The following is a 16,318-nucleotide window of genomic DNA, read 5'->3' as shown; positions in this document are numbered from 1 at the left end:
TTGATGAAGATAATCCCGCTCAAAACCCGCTTGTCATCGACCCGAGGCTTACCATGAGGCTTGGGCAAGAAAGGGGCCAGGCGTGCAATCTGCTCGTCGGTCAGCCAGAAGAGATCGCTCATGTCACCGCTCCGTTTTCAAAGCCGTGAATCATGCTGTTCCCGCGAAATCAATGCATCCTGAGCCTAGAGGCATATCATGGCCTTCGCTGATCTCTTTCGCCGCACCTCGCCTGAGACCCGCTCGAACGTGAGTCTCGCCGCCCTCGGCGCGACGTGGCTCGCGCAAGGCGACGGCTACAGGCACAGGCCCGAGGCGCTCGCTGCTTCCGAGGCGGCGATCGGGCTGATCTCTGACAGCTTGTCCGCGCTCCCCTTCCGCGTTTACCAGGAAAGCGAGGCCGGGCGCGTCGAGGTGGCAGGCCACCCTTTCTTGCGCCTGACGAGGCGTGGCGTAGCTGGCGGGCGCCTCACCTTTCCGGGGTTCGTAAGCTGGCTCGTGCGGCACGCCCTCACTTACGGCAACGGGCTTGCGAAGATCGAGTCCGACGGTCGTGGCGTCGTGGTCGATTTTCTGCCGATCCCTTGGCGTGGCGTCTCGGTCGAGGTGAGCGACGCCGGGCGGATCATCTACGTGTGCACCGGCGACGGACTCTTCGCCCCGCGCGGCCAAACCGTGCGTCTCTTGCCACATGAGGTGCTTCACCTCCGATGCCCGACCGACGACGGCTTGATCGGGGTTGCGCCCCTGGCGCGTGCGCGCGCGGCATCCGAAGCAGCCGTCGAGGTCGACGCGACGAGCCGAGCGCTTTGGAGGAACCTGACCAAGCCCGCCTACGTGCTCATGCACGAGAAGAGCATCTCCGAGGGTGCTGCGGCGCGCCTCAAGCGCCAGTTCGAAGGTCTGATCGGAGGGAGCGGCAAGGGCAAAGGCGTGCTCCTCGAGGAAGGCTTGAAATTCGAGGGCGTCGAGCTTCAATCGGCAGAAAGCGCCGAGGCGCTCGACTCCCGCCGGTTCACGGTCGAAGAGATCGCCCGCGTTTTCGCGGTGCCGACGCCGCTTATCGGCTCGATGCAGGGCGCGACCCTGACCAACGTCGCGCATCTGCGCGTCCACTTCGCTCAATCGACCCTTTCGACTTGGGCAAGGCGGCTCGAGGCCGAGATGGCGCGGGCCCTTTTCTCCGACGACGAGATCGAGCGCATGAGCATCGAGGTCGACTTGTCCGGCATCCTCCGAGGCGACGCGGAGACGCGCTTCAAATCGTGGGATGTGGCGCTCAGGCATGGCGTGCTCACCGTCAACGAGGTGCGGGAGGCCGAAGGCTATGGGCCAATGCCTGTCGTCATGCCCGAGCGCGAGACCTGACGCTCACCCGGCCCCGAGCAGGCTGCGCGAAGGCGAGGGTCAGAGATAGCGACATCGCCGATCCGGCGGCGCGCGCTGAAGTGTCCTACTCCGCCCCCCCTGAATCGCGGCACTTTCGGCTATCGGAAGGCGCCCGCCTATCGGTGGCGAGCAACAAACTCGGATCGGCGGATGCCGTTTCATGCTCGGACGTTTTTGGGGTGTTTTAGGTAGACGACTTCGCGGTGGTAGCCGTTTTTACCAAAATTTTCATGCACTTAAGCAAGAAAATGGCGGAGAGGAAGGGATTCGAACCCTCGAGACGGTTCCCCGCCTACACACTTTCCAGGCGTGCGCCTTCGACCACTCGGCCACCTCTCCGCGGACCGCTCTACAGGAAAGTCCGGGCCGGGTGCAAGAGGCGGTTTGCCAAAAAATTGAGCCCCGGTGCAGAACCGGGGCTCGACGTTCGGTCAGGCAGGGATCGCGGGCGGAAAACGCCGCCCCGCGGCCTCACATATTGGGGTAGTTCGGCCCGTCGCCACCCTGTGGAACGGTCCAGTTGATGTTCTGCGAGGGATCCTTGATGTCGCAGGTCTTGCAGTGCACGCAGTTCTGGAAGTTGATCACGAACTCGGTCTTGCCGTCCTTCTCGACGAACTCATAGACACCCGCCGGGCAGTAGCGCTGCGAGGGGCCTGCGTATTTCGGCAGGTTATCGAGCAGCGGCACCCGCGGGTCCTTCAGCTTGAGATGCGCCGGCTGGCTCTCTTCGTGGTTGGTGAAGGAGAAGCTGACGTTGGTCAGCCGGTCGAAGCTCAGCTTGCCGTCGGGCTTGGGGTAATCGATCGGCTGATGCGCCGCCGCGCTCTCGGTGGCCGCGGCATCGCTCTTGCCGTGCTTGACCGTGCCGAAGAGCGAGAAGCCGAAGCTGTTGGTCCACATGTCGAGGCCGCCAAGCGTCAGCGAGCCCAGCAGGCCGGTTTTCGACCACAGCGGCTTGACGTTGCGCACCTTCCACAGGTCCTGCCCGATGGCCCCTTCGCGCACTTCGCTCTCATAGGCTGTGAGCTCGTCCGAAGCGCGGCCCGCCTGGATCGCCTCATAGGCCGCCTCTGCCGCGGCTTTGCCCGAGAGCATGGCATTGTGGTTGCCCTTGATGCGCGGCACGTTGACCATGCCCACCGAGCAGCCGAGCAGCGCCACGCCGGGCGCGACCATCTTCGGCATCGACTGGAAGCCGCCCTCGGAGATCGCCCGCGCGCCATAGGCCACGCGCTTGCCGCCTTCGAGCAGGTCCGCCACATGCGGGTGATGCTTGAAGCGCTGGAATTCCATGTAGGGGAAGAGGTGCGGGTTGCGGTAGTTCAGGTGCACCACGAAGCCGACGTAGACCTGATTGTTGTCGAGATGGTAGATGAAGGCCCCGCCCCCGGCATTGCCGCCCAGCGGCCAGCCCATGGTGTGCTCGACCCGGCCTTCCTGGTGCTTGGCAGGGTCGATCTCCCAGATCTCCTTCATGCCGAGGCCGAACTTCTGCGGGCATTTGCCTTCCGAGAGGTTGTATTTCTCGATCACTTCCTTCGACAGCGAGCCGCGCACGCCTTCCGACAGGAAGACGTATTTGCCGTGCAGTTCCATCCCCGGCTCATAGCCCGGCCCCGGGGTGCCGTCGGCGTTCTTGCCGAACTCGCCCGCGACCACACCCTTGATCTCGCCGTTCTCGCCGTAGACCAGCTCCGAGCAGGCCATGCCGGGGAAAATCTCGACGCCAAGCGCCTCGGCCTGTTCGGCCATCCAACGGCAGACGTTGCCCATGGAGACGATGTAATTGCCCTTGTTCGACATGAACTTCGGCATCGGCCAATGCGGAATGGTGACCTTGCCAGCCTCACCCAGCAGATAGAATTTGTCCTGCGTCACCGGAACGTTCAGCGGCGCGCCCTTCTCCTTCCAGTCGGGGATCAGCGCGTCGAGACCGCAGGGGTCGAGCACCGCACCAGAAAGGATATGCGCGCCGACCTCGGATCCCTTTTCGAGAACCACAACATTCAGGTCGGCATCGAGTTGCTTGAGCCGGATCGCTGCGGAGAGGCCTGCCGGCCCCGCCCCCACGATCACCACGTCATATTCCATCGACTCGCGCTCGATCTCGGCCATGTGGTTCCTCCGCTGGCTGTTCGCTGTAATTATCTTGCGCATTGGCGTAGCGCGGCGGTGCAGCACAGGTCAATCGAAACGCGGCATAAAAGGTGCCTGACGCGACCTTAGGAAAATAATAGTTGGCGCGGCGCAAAGTCCGCTCGGCGGAGCCTCGCGCAGCTCATCGCCCTGCCCTGCAGGCCCGCCGCGCCGCAGCGCACCCTTGCCAAAGCCCGGGACAATCCCCACTCTTGCCAGAAACGACCACTCATGGTTTTAGACGGCAAACGCAAAAGGGCCGGGGAGAGGCCCTCGGGACAGTTCCGGAAAGACTCAATGGAAAAGATACTGATGACCCGCGCGGGCTTCACCGCGCTCGAAACCGAATTGAAAACGCTCAAGTCCGTTGAGCGTCCGGCCATCATCAAGGCCATCGCCGAAGCACGTGAGCACGGCGATCTGTCGGAAAACGCCGAATACCACTCCGCGCGCGAGAAGCAGAGCTTCATCGAAGGCCGGATCAAGGAAATCGAAAGCGTGATGTCGCTGGCCGAGGTGATCGACCCTTCGAAGCTGACCGGTGCGATCAAGTTCGGCGCGACAGTCACCGTCGTCGATGAAGACACCGACGAAGAGAAGACCTGGCAGATCGTCGGCGAATATGAGGCCAACATCGAAAAGGGCCTGCTCAACATCAAATCGCCCATCGCCCGTGCCCTGATCGGCAAGGACGAAGGCGACAGCGTCGAGGTGCGCACCCCCGGCGGCGAGAAGAGCTACGAGATCCTGACGATCGCGTACAAGTAACACCCAAAGGTAAGGGTCGCGCCGCATCATGGCAGACAGCAACGACAGCCGCTCGGCGCCCATCGGCGTCTACGACCGCGAGGAAAAGCGCGGCATGACCGGGATCGAGATCGCCGCGCTCGTCCTCAGTGCGCTCTGGCTGGTGATCGCCGGTGGCTATGTCTTCACCGGCGGCAGCACCGAAGGCGTGGGCGGCCTGCGCTTCTTGCTGGTGGTGATGGTTGTCTTTCTGCCCATCGCGATGATCTGGGTGGCGGCGATGACCATGCGCGCCAGCCGTATCATGCGCGAGGAAAGCGCGCGGCTGCAGACCGCCATCGAGGCGATCCGCAAGTCGTACCTCACGCAGGCGCAGACCGGCCGCAACGATCCCTCGGCCAGCACGCTGGCGCGCAAGCTTGACGAGGTGGCCGCCGCGCAGCGCAAGATCGAGACGACGCTGGCCATGCTCGGCTCTACCCGCGCGGCGCAGGCTGCGGTGCAGGCGCAGACCGCCGCCGCTGCCGCGGCACCCGAGCCTGCCGCGGACGATCAGCCCGCGCTGTCGCTCGGCACGCCCGCCGAGGCGCTGGAGCCGCCGCTGGCCAACACCGATTTCATCCGCGCTCTGAACTTCCCCGACACTGCCGAAGACCTCGAAGGCTTCGCGGCGCTGCGCCGCGCGCTGAAAGACCGGCAGGCGGCGCAACTCATTCAAGCTTCGCAAGACGTGCTGACGCTGCTGTCGCAGGACGGCATCTATATGGATGACCTGACGCCCGACATGGCCCGCCCCGAGGTCTGGCGCGCCTTCGCCAAGGGCACACGCGGGCGCGAAGTGGCTGCCCTCGGTGGTGTGCGCGACCGCGCCTCGCTGGCGCTAAGCTCGGGCCGGATGAAGCAGGACGCGATCTTCAAGGATGTCGCCCATCATTTCCTGCGGCTCTACGACCGCGCCTTCGTGCGCTTCGAGGGGCAGGCAAGCGACGCCGAGATCACCGAACTGGCCAACACCCGGACCGCCCGCGCCTTCATGCTGCTGGGCCGCGTCGCGGGCGCCTTCGACTGACGCGAAGCGCCGGCGCAAGCCACAGCGCCTCCTTGCGTTTAAGGTCAGCCTCCCTGCCCGATTGCATCTCCCTCAAAGGGTCGCTACGGCTTGCCCGGTTGACGGGAGGCAAGGCACCACATGGCACGATCGGACACGGGTTCTTACTACTGGCAGGGTGTGCGCGCAGGCCTGCCGTTCCTGCTGGTGATTGGCCCCTTTGCCACGCTCTTCGGCGTGCTCGCCAATGAGGCGGGGCTCAACCTTTTCGACACGCTTTCGTTTTCGGTCGTGGTGATCGCCGGGGCCGCGCAGTTCGTTTCGCTGCAGATGCTGCAGGACCATGTGCCCGCGCTGATCGTGCTGGCTTCGGCGCTTGCGGTGAACCTGCGTATGGCGATGTATTCCGCCGCGATCACCCCGCATCTGGGCGCGCTGCCGCTGTGGAAACGCGCGATCTGCGCCTATTTCCTTGTGGATCAGACCTATGCGTCGTCGGCGCTGCAATTCGAACGGTCGCCCGAGATGACCCTGCCGCAGAAGTTCGCCTTCTTCATGGGGACGATGACGCCGATCTGCCCGCCGTGGTACATCTTCACGCTGGTCGGTGCTTGGGTGGGCGAAGCGATCCCCGCCGATTTCGGCCTCGATTTCGCGCTGCCCATCGCCTTTCTGGCGATGATCGCCCCGGCGCTGCGCACTGGCGCGCATGTGGTGGCGGCGCTGGTGGCGACGCTGGGCACGCTGCTGCTGGCATGGATGCCCTACAACCTCGGCGTGCTCTGCGCCGCCGCGCTCGGCATGATGGCCGGGGCCGAGACCGAACGGAGGATGCAGCGATGATCGAACGCGGAGACCTCTGGCTGGTGATCCTCGGGCTGGGGCTGGGCAGCTTTGCCCTGCGCTTCCTGTTCCTTGGGCTTGTCGGCGACCGCCCCCTGCCCGCGTGGCTGACGCGCCATCTGCGCTACACCGCCGTGGCGATGATGCCCGCGCTGGTAGCGCCGCTGGTGGTCTGGCCCGCGGCGACGGACGGGCAGACCGATCCTGCCCGTCTAATCGCCGCATTGGTGACGCTCGGCGTCGGGCTGGCCAGCAAGAACGTGATCCTTGCCATCCTCAGCGGCGCGGTGGCGCTGATCGCGGGCGGTTACTGGCTCAGCTGATCGCTGTCGCCGGTGCGCTGCTCGAACGCGGCGATCGCCAGCGTCTTGTCGTCGGCATCCTGCTCGCGCAGCACCTGCTCGGTCACGCCCGGCATCGCCGCAAGCTCATCGGCGAGCTTATTGGGGAACCACGTGCGGCCAACCCCTTCAAAGCCCGGCAGCTGGCTCAGCACGCCAGAGGTCGCCACGGTGCATTGCGTCTGCGACACCGGTCCATGCGCCTGCACCATCTTCAGCGCGCGTTCGGCCACCTCGGGCGACACTTCGATGCGCTGGATGCGCACGCGGTAGGTCTCGCGCGCATGGGCACGGGCGTAAAAGCGTTCGACCTCGGGGGTTACGCCATAGAGCACATCATCCACCTCGGGCACATTGCGCGCCCGGACGGATCCCGCCGGATCGAAGATCACCCGCTGCGACGGCGCGCTGATCATCAGGCTGGAATGCGCCCCGGCATCCGAGCGGTTGTTGATCATCGTGTAGAGCGTCAGCGCGGGTGGGCCGCCATCGACATAGCGCGCGGCGGCAACCTCTTCTGGCGTGGCATTGGGATAGCGCATGGCCGGAGTGGTACAGCCCGCAAGCGTAAGCGCTGCGAGACCGGCCAAAAACGTGGCGCGATAGAACATGAAAGCCGACCCTTTCCGGTCAGCGGGCGGCCTCCTCCGCCGCCCGGCCTTGACTGACGTCTAGATGAATTCCCCTCCCGAAGGCGCGAAGCTCAGGAGTTGAAGATCGCCAGGAAGAGCAGCACTGCGATGATCACATAGACCATGCGGATGGTGAACTTGATGAAGCCGTGAAAGGTCTTCTCTTGGGCCGTGATGTCCATGCTGCCGGGCTTGTAGTCTGCCATATGTCCGTCCTGTCTCCATCCCCAACGGGCGTTTCTTCTCCGCTCAGAGGCTTAGCGGATTCTGCGCAAGCTGTCACCTGTTCTTGAGCCCCGCGTGAGCCCGCTCAGCCGCGCGCGGCCTGCCACAGCCATGCGCCATCTGCGCCTTCGGTCCGTGTCGCCCGGCCTTCCAGATAGAGGTGCTGACAATGCGCCATGGCCTCGACGATGGCGAGCCCGTATTCCGCATCGCCGATGGTGCGCTTGAAGAGCGGCGCAAAGCACGCGCCCGCGCTCTTTGGCGTGTCGAGGAAGTCCTCCAGCCGCTCAAGCGCGCCGTGGTGATTGTCGATCAGCTGGCGCAGGCGGAAGGGCAACCCGGTGAAGGGCAGCTTGTGCCCGCCCAGCACGTAGTGATCGTCGCGCGCCATTGTGGCCAGCCGCTCGCAGGATTCGAGCCAGTCGCCCACCGGATCGGCCTCGGGCTCGGTGGCATAGACGCCAAGGTTGGAGCTGATCGTCGAGAGCACCTGATCCCCGGCCAGCACCAGCGTATCGTCTTTCGACCAGAAAGTGGCGTGCTCGGGCGCGTGGCCATTGCCCATATGCACCTCCCAGTCGCGCCCGCCCATGCGCAGCACGTCGCCCTGCTGCAGCCGGGTGAAGCCCAGGGGCATCGGCCAGACGCAATCGGCGAAGTTGAAAGGCCGCTCCTTGCGCCGCCGCTCCAGCACCCGCGGCTCCATGCCGCAGCGCTTCCAATAGGCGATTTGCTCGGGCGGCGGCGCCTCCTGCGCGTCAAGCTGCAGCATGCGCGCGAACAGCCACGCGGTGCGCGTGGTCAGGAGCTCCGCGCCCCGCTCCTGAAACCAGCCCGCCAGCCCCATGTGATCGGGGTGATGATGGGTCACCACCACCCGCCGCACCGGTTTGCCCGCCAGCGGCCCGGCGAGCAGCTTTTCCCAGATGCCCCGCGCCCGCCCCGAGTTGATGCCGGTGTCGATCAGTGTCCAGCCGTCGCCGTCATCCAGCGCGTAGCAATTCACGTGATCGAGCTTCATCGGCAGCGGCAGGCGCAGCCACAGAACGCCCTCGGCGATCTCTGTGGCCTCGCCCCATGCGGGCGGCGTTTCGTGCGGGTAGTGCAATCCGGGCTTCATCAGGCGGCAAGATCCTCGGCAGTGATGGCAATCAGCTCGGCATCCGCCGCCGCGACCTCGGCCAGCAGGCCGACATGCTCGGGCAGAAGCCTCGTGATGTAGAAACGCGCAAGCCGTGCGTGCGCGCCCGACGGGTCTGCCATGGCCGCGCGCAGATGGAAATGCCCCCCGAGCACGCGGGCGAAGGCGCGCAGATAGGGCACCGCCACGCCAAACCGCTCGGTCATGGGGCGCGCCACCAGCGCCTCGGTGGTCTCGCGCAGGGTCTCCGCAGCCTGCCAGACCGCCTCGGCCAGATCGGGCATCTGCGCTTTCGCCGCCTCCGACTGGGCCTCGATCTCATCGAGCAGCCGCGCCGCCGCCTCACCGCCGTCCATCAGCTTGCGCCCCACGAGGTCCATGGCCTGAATGCCGTTGGTGCCCTCATAGATCGCCGTGACCCGGACATCGCGGTAATATTGCGCGGCGCCGCTTTCCTCGATGAACCCCATGCCGCCCCAGACCTGCACGCCCGCCTCCGCCGAGGCGCAGCCGACGTCGGTACCAAACGCCTTGGCGATCGGTGTCAGAAAGGCCGCGCGGGCGGCCCAGTCGGCCTCGCCGGTCGCCGAGGCCATGTCGAGCGCCACCGCGCAGCTGAGCGCGATGGAGCGCGCCGCCAGCACATCCGCCTTTACCCCTGCCAGCATCCGCCGCACATCCGCATGGCCGATGATGGTGCCCTCGGGCGTGCGGCCCTGCTTGCGCTCCATCGCATAGCCAAGCGCGTGCTGATAGGCGCCCTCGGCGGCCCCCACGCCCTCGCAACCGACACCGAGCCGCGCGTTGTTCATCATGGTGAACATGGCGCGCATGCCGCCGCCTTCCTCGCCGATCATCCAGCCGCGCGCGCCCTCAAAGCTCATCACACAGGTCGGCGAGCCGTGCAGACCCATCTTATGCTCGAGGCTGACCACCCGCAGATCATTGGCCACGCCCGGTGCGCCGGACTCGTCGGGGATGTATTTCGGCACAAGGAACAGGCTGATGCCCTTGGTGCCCGGTGCCGCATCCGGCAGGCGCGCCAGCACGAGGTGGCAGACATTGCCGGTGAAATCGCAATCGCCCCAAGAGATGAAGATCTTCTGCCCGGTGATCGCATAGGTGCCATCGCCGTTGGGCACCGCCTTGCTCGACAGCGCGCCCACGTCCGAGCCCGCCTGCGGCTCGGTCAGGTTCATCGTCCCCGACCATTCGCCCGAGATCAGCTTGGGCAGATACAGCGCCTTGATCTCCTCGCTGGCGTGATGCTCCAGCGCCTCGATCTGGCCTTGGGTCAGCAGCGGGTTGAGATGCAGCGCAAGACAGGCCCCCGACATCATCTCGTTGACAGCCGAGGCGACGGTCAGCGGCAGCCCCATGCCGCCATGTTCGACCGGCCCGGCCACGGCCACCCAGCCGCCCTCGGCGATCGCGCGGTAGCCTTCAGCAAAGCCCGGCGTAGAGCGCAGCACGCCATTTTCGAGCACCGCCCCCTGCAGATCGCCCGCGCGGTTGAGCGGCGCCAGCACCTCGTCGCAGAGCCGCCCCGCTTCGCCGAGCACCGCCGCGACCATGTCAGGCGTGGCCTCGGCATGGCGCTCGGTCGCCGTTACCGCGTCAAAGCCCACCACCTTGTCGAGCAAAAACGTAAATTCAGCGACAGGCGCGCGATAGGCCATGGCATTTCCTCCGATCCCGGTTGGCAAGTCGGAGCCCCTCGGCTAGGGAGGATCCGACGATTTCGGTGCGACCCTAGGACGATGGCTCGCCGCCGACCAAACGGAACGCAGCGTCACGGATAAACCGATGCCCGACACCCCTACCTTGCGCCTGCCCGCCGACGAGGCCGGGATCGCGCGCGCCGCCGAGTTGCTGCGCGCCGGAGAGCTTGTCGCCTTCCCGACCGAAACGGTCTACGGGCTGGGGGCCGACGCGCGCAATGATGCCGCCGTGGCGGGCATCTACGAGGCCAAGGGCCGCCCCAGCTTCAACCCGCTGATCGTGCATGTGCCCAGCATCGAACACGCCAAGGAATTGGTGGAATGGTCGGGCACCGCCGAAAATGTCGCCCGCGCCTTCTGGCCCGGTCCGCTGACGCTGGTGCTGCCGATCCGCTGGGATGCCGGTCTGTCGGACCGCGTCACCGCAGGCCTCGACACGCTGGCGGTGCGCCTGCCCGCGGCGCCGCTGGCGCGCGAGCTTCTCACCGCCTTCGGCGGCCCGCTCGCTGGCCCCTCGGCCAACCGCTCGGGACGGATCAGCCCGACCACCGCCGATCACGTGCTGAGCACGCTCGACGGGCGCATCGCCGCGGTGCTCGATGGTGGGCCCTGCAAGGTGGGCCTCGAAAGCACGATCCTTGGCCTCTCGGGCCGCCCCACCCTGCTGCGCCCCGGCGGCATCAGCGCCGAACAACTGTCGGAGGCCCTCGGGCACCCGGTGATGCGGCGTCAGGACAACGCGGCCATCTCGGCCCCCGGGCAGACCGCCTCGCATTACGCGCCGCGCGCCCGCATGCGCCTCAACGCCGCCGAGTGGCGCGAGGGCGAAGCGCGGCTCGGTTTCGGCGACATGGAGTGCGATCTGAACCTCTCGCCGAGCGGCGATCTCGAGGAGGCGGCGGCCAATCTCTTTGCGCATCTGCATCTGCTCGACGCCAGCGGAGCAAAGATCATCGCCGTCGCCCCGGTGCCGCATTTCGGTGCCGGTGTCGCGATCAACGACCGCCTCAGCCGCGCCGCCGCCCCGCGCTGAGCGCCGCAGCTTCATTGTTCTGAAAATACGCGATCCCAGCCATGCCAGACGGTCTGCAGGCGGAACGGCTGGGAACGCCTCCGGCGGGCGTATTTGGGGAACAATGAAAGCGCAGGGGCGCGCTCAGGCCCGGCCGCCTTCGCCCGAGAGCGCCAGTGCCGGGATACCGAGCACATCGAGCGCGGCGCTCCATTTGCCGGCGTCGGGCGTGGCGAAGACCAGTTCGCGGCTCGCCGGGCAGACCAGCCAGGCATTCTCGGCCAGCTCGCCCTCGAGCTGCCCCGGCCCCCAGCCCGCGTAACCCAGCATCGCCATCCAGTCGCGCGGCCCGTCGCCGCGTGCGATATGCTCCAGCACGTCGAGCGTGCCGGTCATGAAGATCGCGTCGTCGACCTGCAGCGTGGTGAGTTCCGAGCGGTAGTCGGCGCTGTGCAAGACGAATCCCCGGCCCATCTCCACCGGGCCGCCGAAATGCACCGGCTGCTTGCCGGACCCCGGCTCGGCGTCGATGCCAAGCTGTTCAAAGAGCCCTTCGAGTGTGACGTCCGCCGAGGGTTTGTTGAGGATCAGCCCCATCGCCCCCTCGTCTGAATGGGCGCAGAGGTAGATCACCGCGTGTTCGAAACGCTCGTCGCCCATGCCGGGCATGGCAATGAGGACGGAGCCGGTCAGATCGGTGGCGCCGGAGGCGGTCTCGCTGTGCGTCATGGGACCCTTTCTGAAGTCTGCCTTCTGAGTGTGACCGTCCCGCAGTGTCGGTGCAAGCACACAAGCGGGCAGAATTGCCACGCTCTCGCTGCAATGTGACTTGGCAGGAGCCCCGCGAGGCTCCATTTGAAATGCATGATCCAGAATGCATTCAGAGCCGCCACCCTTGGCTGCGCGCTGGCGATGTCCGGCGTTTTCGCCACCGACGCCACCGCGATGGAGCCGGTCACCGCCGAGCTACGCCCCGGCTGGCGCTTGCCGAATGGCGATCACATGGCGGCGCTGCATCTGACGCTTGCGCCGGGGTGGAAGACCTATTGGCGCGCGCCCGGCGACGCTGGCATCCCGCCGGTCTTTGACTGGAGCGCTTCGGACAATGTCGCCGATGTCGCCGCGCTCTGGCCGACACCGCATGTGTTCCGCCAGTCCGGCGCGCGCTCGGTGGGCTATAAGGGGGAGCTGGTCCTGCCACTGCGCGTGGCCGCCACGGGCGGGCCGGTGACGCTGGAGGCGAATATGATGATCGGTGTCTGCAGTGACATCTGCGTGCCGCAGGAACTGCATGTGCGCGCCACGCTTCCCGACAGCAGCAGCGTCGATCCGGTGATCGCCGCGGCGCTGGCCGAAGCGCCCTTCACCGCCAGTGAGGCCAATGTGGGCAAGGTGCAATGCTCGATCAGCCCGGCCAAGGGCGGGATGGTTCTGCGCACCGAGATCGAGATGCCGTCTGCCGGTGGGCAGGAGGAACTGGTGGTCGAGGCGGGGCAGCCCGAGATCTGGGCGTCCGAGCCGAAGACCCGCCGCGAGGGCGGCAAGCTCGTGAGCAAGACCAAGCTGATGCATATGGAAGGCAAGCCCTTCGCCCTCGACCGCTCGAAGCTGCGCATCACCGTGCTGGGCGCGCAGCACGCGGTGGATATTCACGGCTGCTCTTCCTGAGGCACCCTGCTGGGCTTGAGGCTGCTTAGCCCACCCGCTGCCCGCGCAGCGCTATGGCGAGCGTGGCCAGCCAGACCAGCCCCAGCGCCAGAGCCACCCCAGCGACGAACAGCGTGAAGCCCGCGAGCGCCGGGGGCAGCAGCGCCAGCGGACCAAGCGCCAGCGCCGCCGGAAGCGCGCCGCTCACCGCCACCGCGCCCATGGTCGCCGCCAGCCAGCCCAGCACCAGCGCAAACAGCCCCAGCGTCAGCGCGCGCACCTTCGCGTGGCGATGCCGCGCGCCGCGCCGGAAGGCCGCGATGCGCCGGGCGATGTCATGCTGCGCTGCCAGAAGCGCGGGCACCACCATCAGCACCAGCAGCATGCCAAAACCCAGCCCGTAGACCAGCGTGATCACCGTCGGCTTCAGGAATTGCGCGTCCGAGCTGCGCTCGTAGAGCAGCGGCGCGAGACCCAGCACGGTGGTCGCCGTGGTCAGAAAGACCGGACGCAGCCGGTCCGCCGCGCCGTCGATGATCGCTTGAAAAATGCCGCGGTCGGGGGCGTATTCGTCGATCTGCGTCACCAGCACGATGGAATCGTTGATGATGATCCCGGTCATCCCCAGCAGGCCCACGACAGTGAACATCGACAGCGGCACATCCCACAGCGCGTGGCCGTAGATCGTGCCGACAAGGCCGAAGGGGATCACCGCCATCACCACCAGCGGACGCGTCCAACTGGCAAAGACCCAAGCCAGCACGAGGTAGATGCCCAGCAGAACCAGAACCAGCCCGGTGCCCGCGTCCGACAGGAAGTTGCGCTCGTCCTCGGCCATGCCGGACATGCGGAACTCCACCTGCCGCTCGGCGGCGATGGCAGGAAGGATGTCCTCCTGCAGCGCCTTCAGGATATCCGCGGCGCGCTCGGGATCATCCTCCGAGATATCGCCGGTGACCGAGACCGTGCGCAGCCCGTTCTCGCGCCGCACCGTAGAGAACCCGCTCTGCCGCTCGACCCGCACGATGTCGGCCAATTCCACATAGGCGCCCTCGGGCGTGCGGATTTGCGTGCGCTGCAGGAAATCGGCGGTCTGTTCGCGGTCCGGCAGTTCGACGCGGATCTCGGCGCTGCGCGGGCCGACCGGGAAGGTCGCCGCCTCGAGCCCGCCGATACGCGCGCGCAGCACCCGGCCCAGATCGTCCACCGTCAGCCCCAGCGCCTGCCCCTGCGGGGTCAGCTCCAGCACCAACTCGTCCTTGTCGTAAGACAGGTTGTCCTCGACCGCCGAAACCTCGGGGAAGCGCAGCACCGCTTTCTTGAGGTCTTCGGCGGCGGCCTTGAGCGCGCCCGCATCGGCACCGAAGAACTGCACGTCCAGCGCGTCGCCCCCCGGCCCCGAACGCCAGCCGCGGAAGCTGATCACCTCGACCATGGGCATCGCCGCCACCCGCTCTTGCAGCTCGCCGACGAATTGGAAGCTGGAATAGGGCCGCAGATCCGGCTCGATCAGTTCGATCGAAATGGCGCCCAGTTGATCGGCCTCCTTGTTCTCGGCCTCAGCCAGCGGGCGCCCGGAGTTGCCGCCGATCTCGGCGATCACATAGTCGAGCGGGTTGAGGCCGTAGCGCTCTTCATATTCGCGCCCCAACGCCTCGGTGGCGCGCTGCATCTCGCGCATCTGTGCCAGCGTGTCCGCGCGGGTGGCGCCCGGTGTCATGGCGAAATTGCCGCTGACCGAGGGCCGTTCCGGCGAGTTGAAAAAGCGCCAGACCACATCGCCCCGGATGAAGCTTGCCGCCTGCGAGGCCAGCAGCAGCACCGCCAGCGCCAGCACCACGTAGCGCGCCGTGATCACCCCGGCCATGAACGGGCGGAACAGCCGCTCGCGCACCCAGCGGAACCCGCGGTTCACCATGCGCGAGGGCCAATCGTACCAATGCTGCTCGGTCGATTTGGCGATGGCATGGGCCATGTGGTTGGGCAGGATCAGGAAGCATTCGATCAGGCTGGCGATCAGCACGACGATCACCGTGAAGGGAATATCGGCGATCATCTCACCGAACCGCCCCCCGATGGCGGTGAGCCCGAAGAAGGCGATGATCGTGGTCAGGGTCGAGCTGAACACCGGCAGCGCCATGCGCCGCGCCGCGGTCTCGGCGGCTTCGACCGGCCCCAGCCCCTTGCGATGCAGATGATCGGCGTGCTCGCCGACGACGATGGCGTCATCCACAACGATGCCCAGCGTGATGATCAGCGCAAAGAGCGAGATCATGTTGAGCGTCAGACCCGAGGCATACATCAGCGCCAGCGCTGCGAGCATCGAGGTCGGGATCCCCGCCGCCACCCAGAGCGCGGTGCGCGCATTGAGGAACAGGAACAGCAGCCCGACCACCAGCACCAGCCCCGACAGGCCGTTGTGCAGCAAGAGGTCAAGCCGGTTGGTGATCGCCTCGGCGCGGGTGCGGATCAACTCGATCGTCGTGCCCTCGGGCAGCACCGGCTGAAAGTCGCGCGCCACATCGGCCACGGTCTGCTGGATCTTGATGGCATCGCCATCCGCCGAGCGATCGACCCGCACCGAGATCGCCGGATCGTCGCCGACGAAATAGGCGCGCTCGCGGTCGATGCCCTCTTCACGCAGGATCGCCACGTCACCGACGGTCAGCTTGGTGCCGTCGGGCTGCGAGCGAAGGACGATGGCGGCAATGTCACGCAGCGCGCGCTTCTCGACCCCGGCGCGCACGCGGGCGTTTGCGCCCGTCACATCGCCGGCGGGCGCGGCATCGACCTCGGCGGCAATCGCCTCCGAGATCTCCTGCATGGTCACATCGTAGCCCAGCAGATTGGCGGTGGGCACTTCGACGATGATCTGCGGCGCGGCGACACCGCGAATGGTGGTACGGGTGACGCCTTCGGCAAAGAGGCGCACCACGAATTCGTCGGCGAAGCGGCCCAGCTGATCCACTGCCACCGGTCCCGAGATCACCACATCGGTCACCCGGTCGCGCCAGCCTCCCGAGGTGACGCGCGGATCGTCGGCCTCTTCCGGCAGATTGTCGACGCCGTCCACGGCGGTCTGCACGTCGTCCAGCGCCTTGGCCATATTGTAATTGGGCTCGAACTCCAGCTCGATCTGCGCCGAGCCCTCGCGCGAGCGGCTCTCGGAGGCCACCACCCCTTCGACCGCAAGCAGCGTCGGCTCGAGCAATTGCACGATGGCGTTGTCCACGTCCTGCGCCCCGGCGCCGTCCCAGCTGACGCGGACGTCGATCTCATCCTCGACCACATCGGGGAAATACTGCGCGCGCATATTGGGTACCGCCAGCAGCCCCGCCCCAAGCAGGATCACCAGCAGCAGGTTGGCCACCGTGCGGTGCCGGGTGAAGTAGCTCAGAAGGCCGCTGGCAGATCCGGGGATGTGGCGCATGGC

The 16,318-nt window shown here is 66.5% G+C and carries 14 protein-coding genes, 1 tRNA gene and 1 pseudogene; 7 read left to right on the top strand and 9 right to left on the bottom strand.

The features are described 5' to 3' along the window. Nucleotides 1–122: pseudogene (locus G0A00_RS13875) on the bottom strand (IS5/IS1182 family transposase); the annotation flags it as partial. Nucleotides 123–198: 76 nt separating this feature from the next. Between G0A00_RS13875 and G0A00_RS13870 the strand changes: the two are divergent. Continuing rightward, the gene (locus tag G0A00_RS13870; protein WP_164184838.1) at nt 199–1,368 is read left to right on the top strand and encodes a phage portal protein; all 1,170 of its coding nucleotides are present in this window, start codon (nt 199–201) and stop codon (nt 1,366–1,368) included. 270 nt (nt 1,369–1,638) lie between these two features. On the opposite strand, the gene G0A00_RS13865 is transcribed toward G0A00_RS13870, so the two are convergent. Beyond that, nucleotides 1,639–1,728, bottom strand: a tRNA-Ser gene (locus tag G0A00_RS13865). A gap of 132 nt (nt 1,729–1,860) precedes the next feature. Further along, nucleotides 1,861–3,507: an electron transfer flavoprotein-ubiquinone oxidoreductase gene (locus G0A00_RS13860; RefSeq protein WP_164184837.1), complete on the bottom strand. Its 1,647-nt coding sequence runs from the start codon at nt 3,505–3,507 to the stop codon at nt 1,861–1,863. Between the two features lie 318 nt (nt 3,508–3,825). On the opposite strand from G0A00_RS13860, the gene greA reads away from it, so the two are divergent. The 4 genes from greA (at nt 3,826) to G0A00_RS13840 (ending at nt 6,489) form a co-directional block, all read left to right on the top strand. Continuing rightward, nucleotides 3,826–4,296: a transcription elongation factor GreA gene (gene greA, locus G0A00_RS13855; protein ID WP_164184836.1), complete on the top strand. Its 471-nt coding sequence runs from the start codon at nt 3,826–3,828 to the stop codon at nt 4,294–4,296. Nucleotides 4,297–4,324: 28 nt separating this feature from the next. Beyond that, on the top strand, nt 4,325–5,344 hold the full coding sequence (locus tag G0A00_RS13850) for a hypothetical protein (protein WP_164184835.1): 1,020 nt from the start codon (nt 4,325–4,327) through the stop codon (nt 5,342–5,344). Nucleotides 5,345–5,464: 120 nt separating this feature from the next. After that, the gene (locus G0A00_RS13845; protein WP_066107299.1) at nt 5,465–6,166 is read left to right on the top strand and encodes an AzlC family ABC transporter permease; all 702 of its coding nucleotides are present in this window, start codon (nt 5,465–5,467) and stop codon (nt 6,164–6,166) included. Beyond that, a complete protein-coding gene (locus G0A00_RS13840) occupies nt 6,163–6,489 on the top strand; it encodes an AzlD domain-containing protein (protein ID WP_066107302.1) in 327 nt (108 codons plus the stop codon). Before G0A00_RS13845 ends, G0A00_RS13840 begins: the two co-directional genes overlap by 4 nt. Here the strand turns inward: G0A00_RS13840 and G0A00_RS13835 are convergent. From G0A00_RS13835 to G0A00_RS13820, 4 genes are all read right to left on the bottom strand, one after another. Beyond that, on the bottom strand, nt 6,474–7,118 hold the full coding sequence (locus tag G0A00_RS13835) for a hypothetical protein (RefSeq protein WP_203595376.1): 645 nt from the start codon (nt 7,116–7,118) through the stop codon (nt 6,474–6,476). The genes G0A00_RS13840 and G0A00_RS13835 overlap by 16 nt on opposite strands. 92 nt (nt 7,119–7,210) lie before the next feature. Next, nucleotides 7,211–7,345, bottom strand: a complete 135-nt coding sequence (locus tag G0A00_RS13830) for an aa3-type cytochrome c oxidase subunit IV (RefSeq protein WP_083191296.1) — start codon at nt 7,343–7,345, stop codon at nt 7,211–7,213. A 104-nt stretch (nt 7,346–7,449) separates the two neighbouring features. Next, on the bottom strand, nt 7,450–8,484 hold the full coding sequence (locus G0A00_RS13825; RefSeq protein ID WP_164184834.1) for an MBL fold metallo-hydrolase: 1,035 nt from the start codon (nt 8,482–8,484) through the stop codon (nt 7,450–7,452). Further along, nucleotides 8,484–10,184: an acyl-CoA dehydrogenase gene (locus G0A00_RS13820; RefSeq protein ID WP_164184833.1), complete on the bottom strand. Its 1,701-nt coding sequence runs from the start codon at nt 10,182–10,184 to the stop codon at nt 8,484–8,486. The genes G0A00_RS13825 and G0A00_RS13820 overlap by 1 nt, the downstream gene beginning before the upstream one ends. 127 nt (nt 10,185–10,311) lie before the next feature. On the opposite strand from G0A00_RS13820, the gene G0A00_RS13815 reads away from it, so the two are divergent. After that, nucleotides 10,312–11,259 (top strand): L-threonylcarbamoyladenylate synthase, encoded by a 948-nt coding sequence (locus tag G0A00_RS13815; RefSeq protein ID WP_164184832.1) that lies wholly within the window; start codon nt 10,312–10,314, stop codon nt 11,257–11,259. 123 nt (nt 11,260–11,382) lie between these two features. Here G0A00_RS13815 and G0A00_RS13810 read toward each other — a convergent pair whose 3' ends face one another. Then, a complete protein-coding gene (locus G0A00_RS13810) occupies nt 11,383–11,967 on the bottom strand; it encodes a YqgE/AlgH family protein (protein WP_066107317.1) in 585 nt (194 codons plus the stop codon). Between the two features lie 135 nt (nt 11,968–12,102). Between G0A00_RS13810 and G0A00_RS13805 the strand changes: the two genes are divergently transcribed. Continuing rightward, complete coding sequence (locus tag G0A00_RS13805) at nt 12,103–12,906, top strand: protein-disulfide reductase DsbD domain-containing protein (RefSeq protein WP_235953319.1); 804 nt, start codon at nt 12,103–12,105, stop codon at nt 12,904–12,906. A 25-nt stretch (nt 12,907–12,931) separates the two neighbouring features. On the opposite strand, the gene G0A00_RS13800 is transcribed toward G0A00_RS13805, so the two are convergent. After that, entirely contained in the window at nt 12,932–16,315 is a 3,384-nt protein-coding gene (locus G0A00_RS13800) for an efflux RND transporter permease subunit (RefSeq protein ID WP_164184831.1), read from the bottom strand. Nucleotides 16,316–16,318 lie beyond the last annotated feature (3 nt).

The sequence above is a fragment of the Salipiger sp. PrR002 genome (assembly GCF_010500775.1).
In the GTDB taxonomy this organism is placed as follows: domain Bacteria; phylum Pseudomonadota; class Alphaproteobacteria; order Rhodobacterales; family Rhodobacteraceae; genus Salipiger.
This window is presented reverse-complemented; position numbering and strand designations above follow the sequence as displayed.

What these genes read in the sequence shown, in the direction of transcription:
- G0A00_RS13825 (WP_164184834.1), bottom strand. Translation starts at nt 8,484, where the DNA reads ATGAAGCCCGGATTGCACTACCCGCACGAAACGCCGCCCGCATGGGGC.
- G0A00_RS13820 (WP_164184833.1), bottom strand. Translation starts at nt 10,184, where the DNA reads ATGGCCTATCGCGCGCCTGTCGCTGAATTTACGTTTTTGCTCGACAAG.
- G0A00_RS13800 (WP_164184831.1), bottom strand. Translation starts at nt 16,315, where the DNA reads ATGCGCCACATCCCCGGATCTGCCAGCGGCCTTCTGAGCTACTTCACC.
- G0A00_RS13860 (WP_164184837.1), bottom strand. Translation starts at nt 3,507, where the DNA reads ATGGCCGAGATCGAGCGCGAGTCGATGGAATATGACGTGGTGATCGTG.
- G0A00_RS13805 (WP_235953319.1), top strand. Translation starts at nt 12,103, where the DNA reads ATGATCCAGAATGCATTCAGAGCCGCCACCCTTGGCTGCGCGCTGGCG.
- G0A00_RS13810 (WP_066107317.1), bottom strand. Translation starts at nt 11,967, where the DNA reads ATGACGCACAGCGAGACCGCCTCCGGCGCCACCGATCTGACCGGCTCC.
- G0A00_RS13845 (WP_066107299.1), top strand. Translation starts at nt 5,465, where the DNA reads ATGGCACGATCGGACACGGGTTCTTACTACTGGCAGGGTGTGCGCGCA.
- greA (WP_164184836.1), top strand. Translation starts at nt 3,826, where the DNA reads ATGGAAAAGATACTGATGACCCGCGCGGGCTTCACCGCGCTCGAAACC.
- G0A00_RS13835 (WP_203595376.1), bottom strand. Translation starts at nt 7,118, where the DNA reads ATGTTCTATCGCGCCACGTTTTTGGCCGGTCTCGCAGCGCTTACGCTT.
- G0A00_RS13830 (WP_083191296.1), bottom strand. Translation starts at nt 7,345, where the DNA reads ATGGCAGACTACAAGCCCGGCAGCATGGACATCACGGCCCAAGAGAAG.
- G0A00_RS13840 (WP_066107302.1), top strand. Translation starts at nt 6,163, where the DNA reads ATGATCGAACGCGGAGACCTCTGGCTGGTGATCCTCGGGCTGGGGCTG.
- G0A00_RS13870 (WP_164184838.1), top strand. Translation starts at nt 199, where the DNA reads ATGGCCTTCGCTGATCTCTTTCGCCGCACCTCGCCTGAGACCCGCTCG.
- G0A00_RS13850 (WP_164184835.1), top strand. Translation starts at nt 4,325, where the DNA reads ATGGCAGACAGCAACGACAGCCGCTCGGCGCCCATCGGCGTCTACGAC.
- G0A00_RS13815 (WP_164184832.1), top strand. Translation starts at nt 10,312, where the DNA reads ATGCCCGACACCCCTACCTTGCGCCTGCCCGCCGACGAGGCCGGGATC.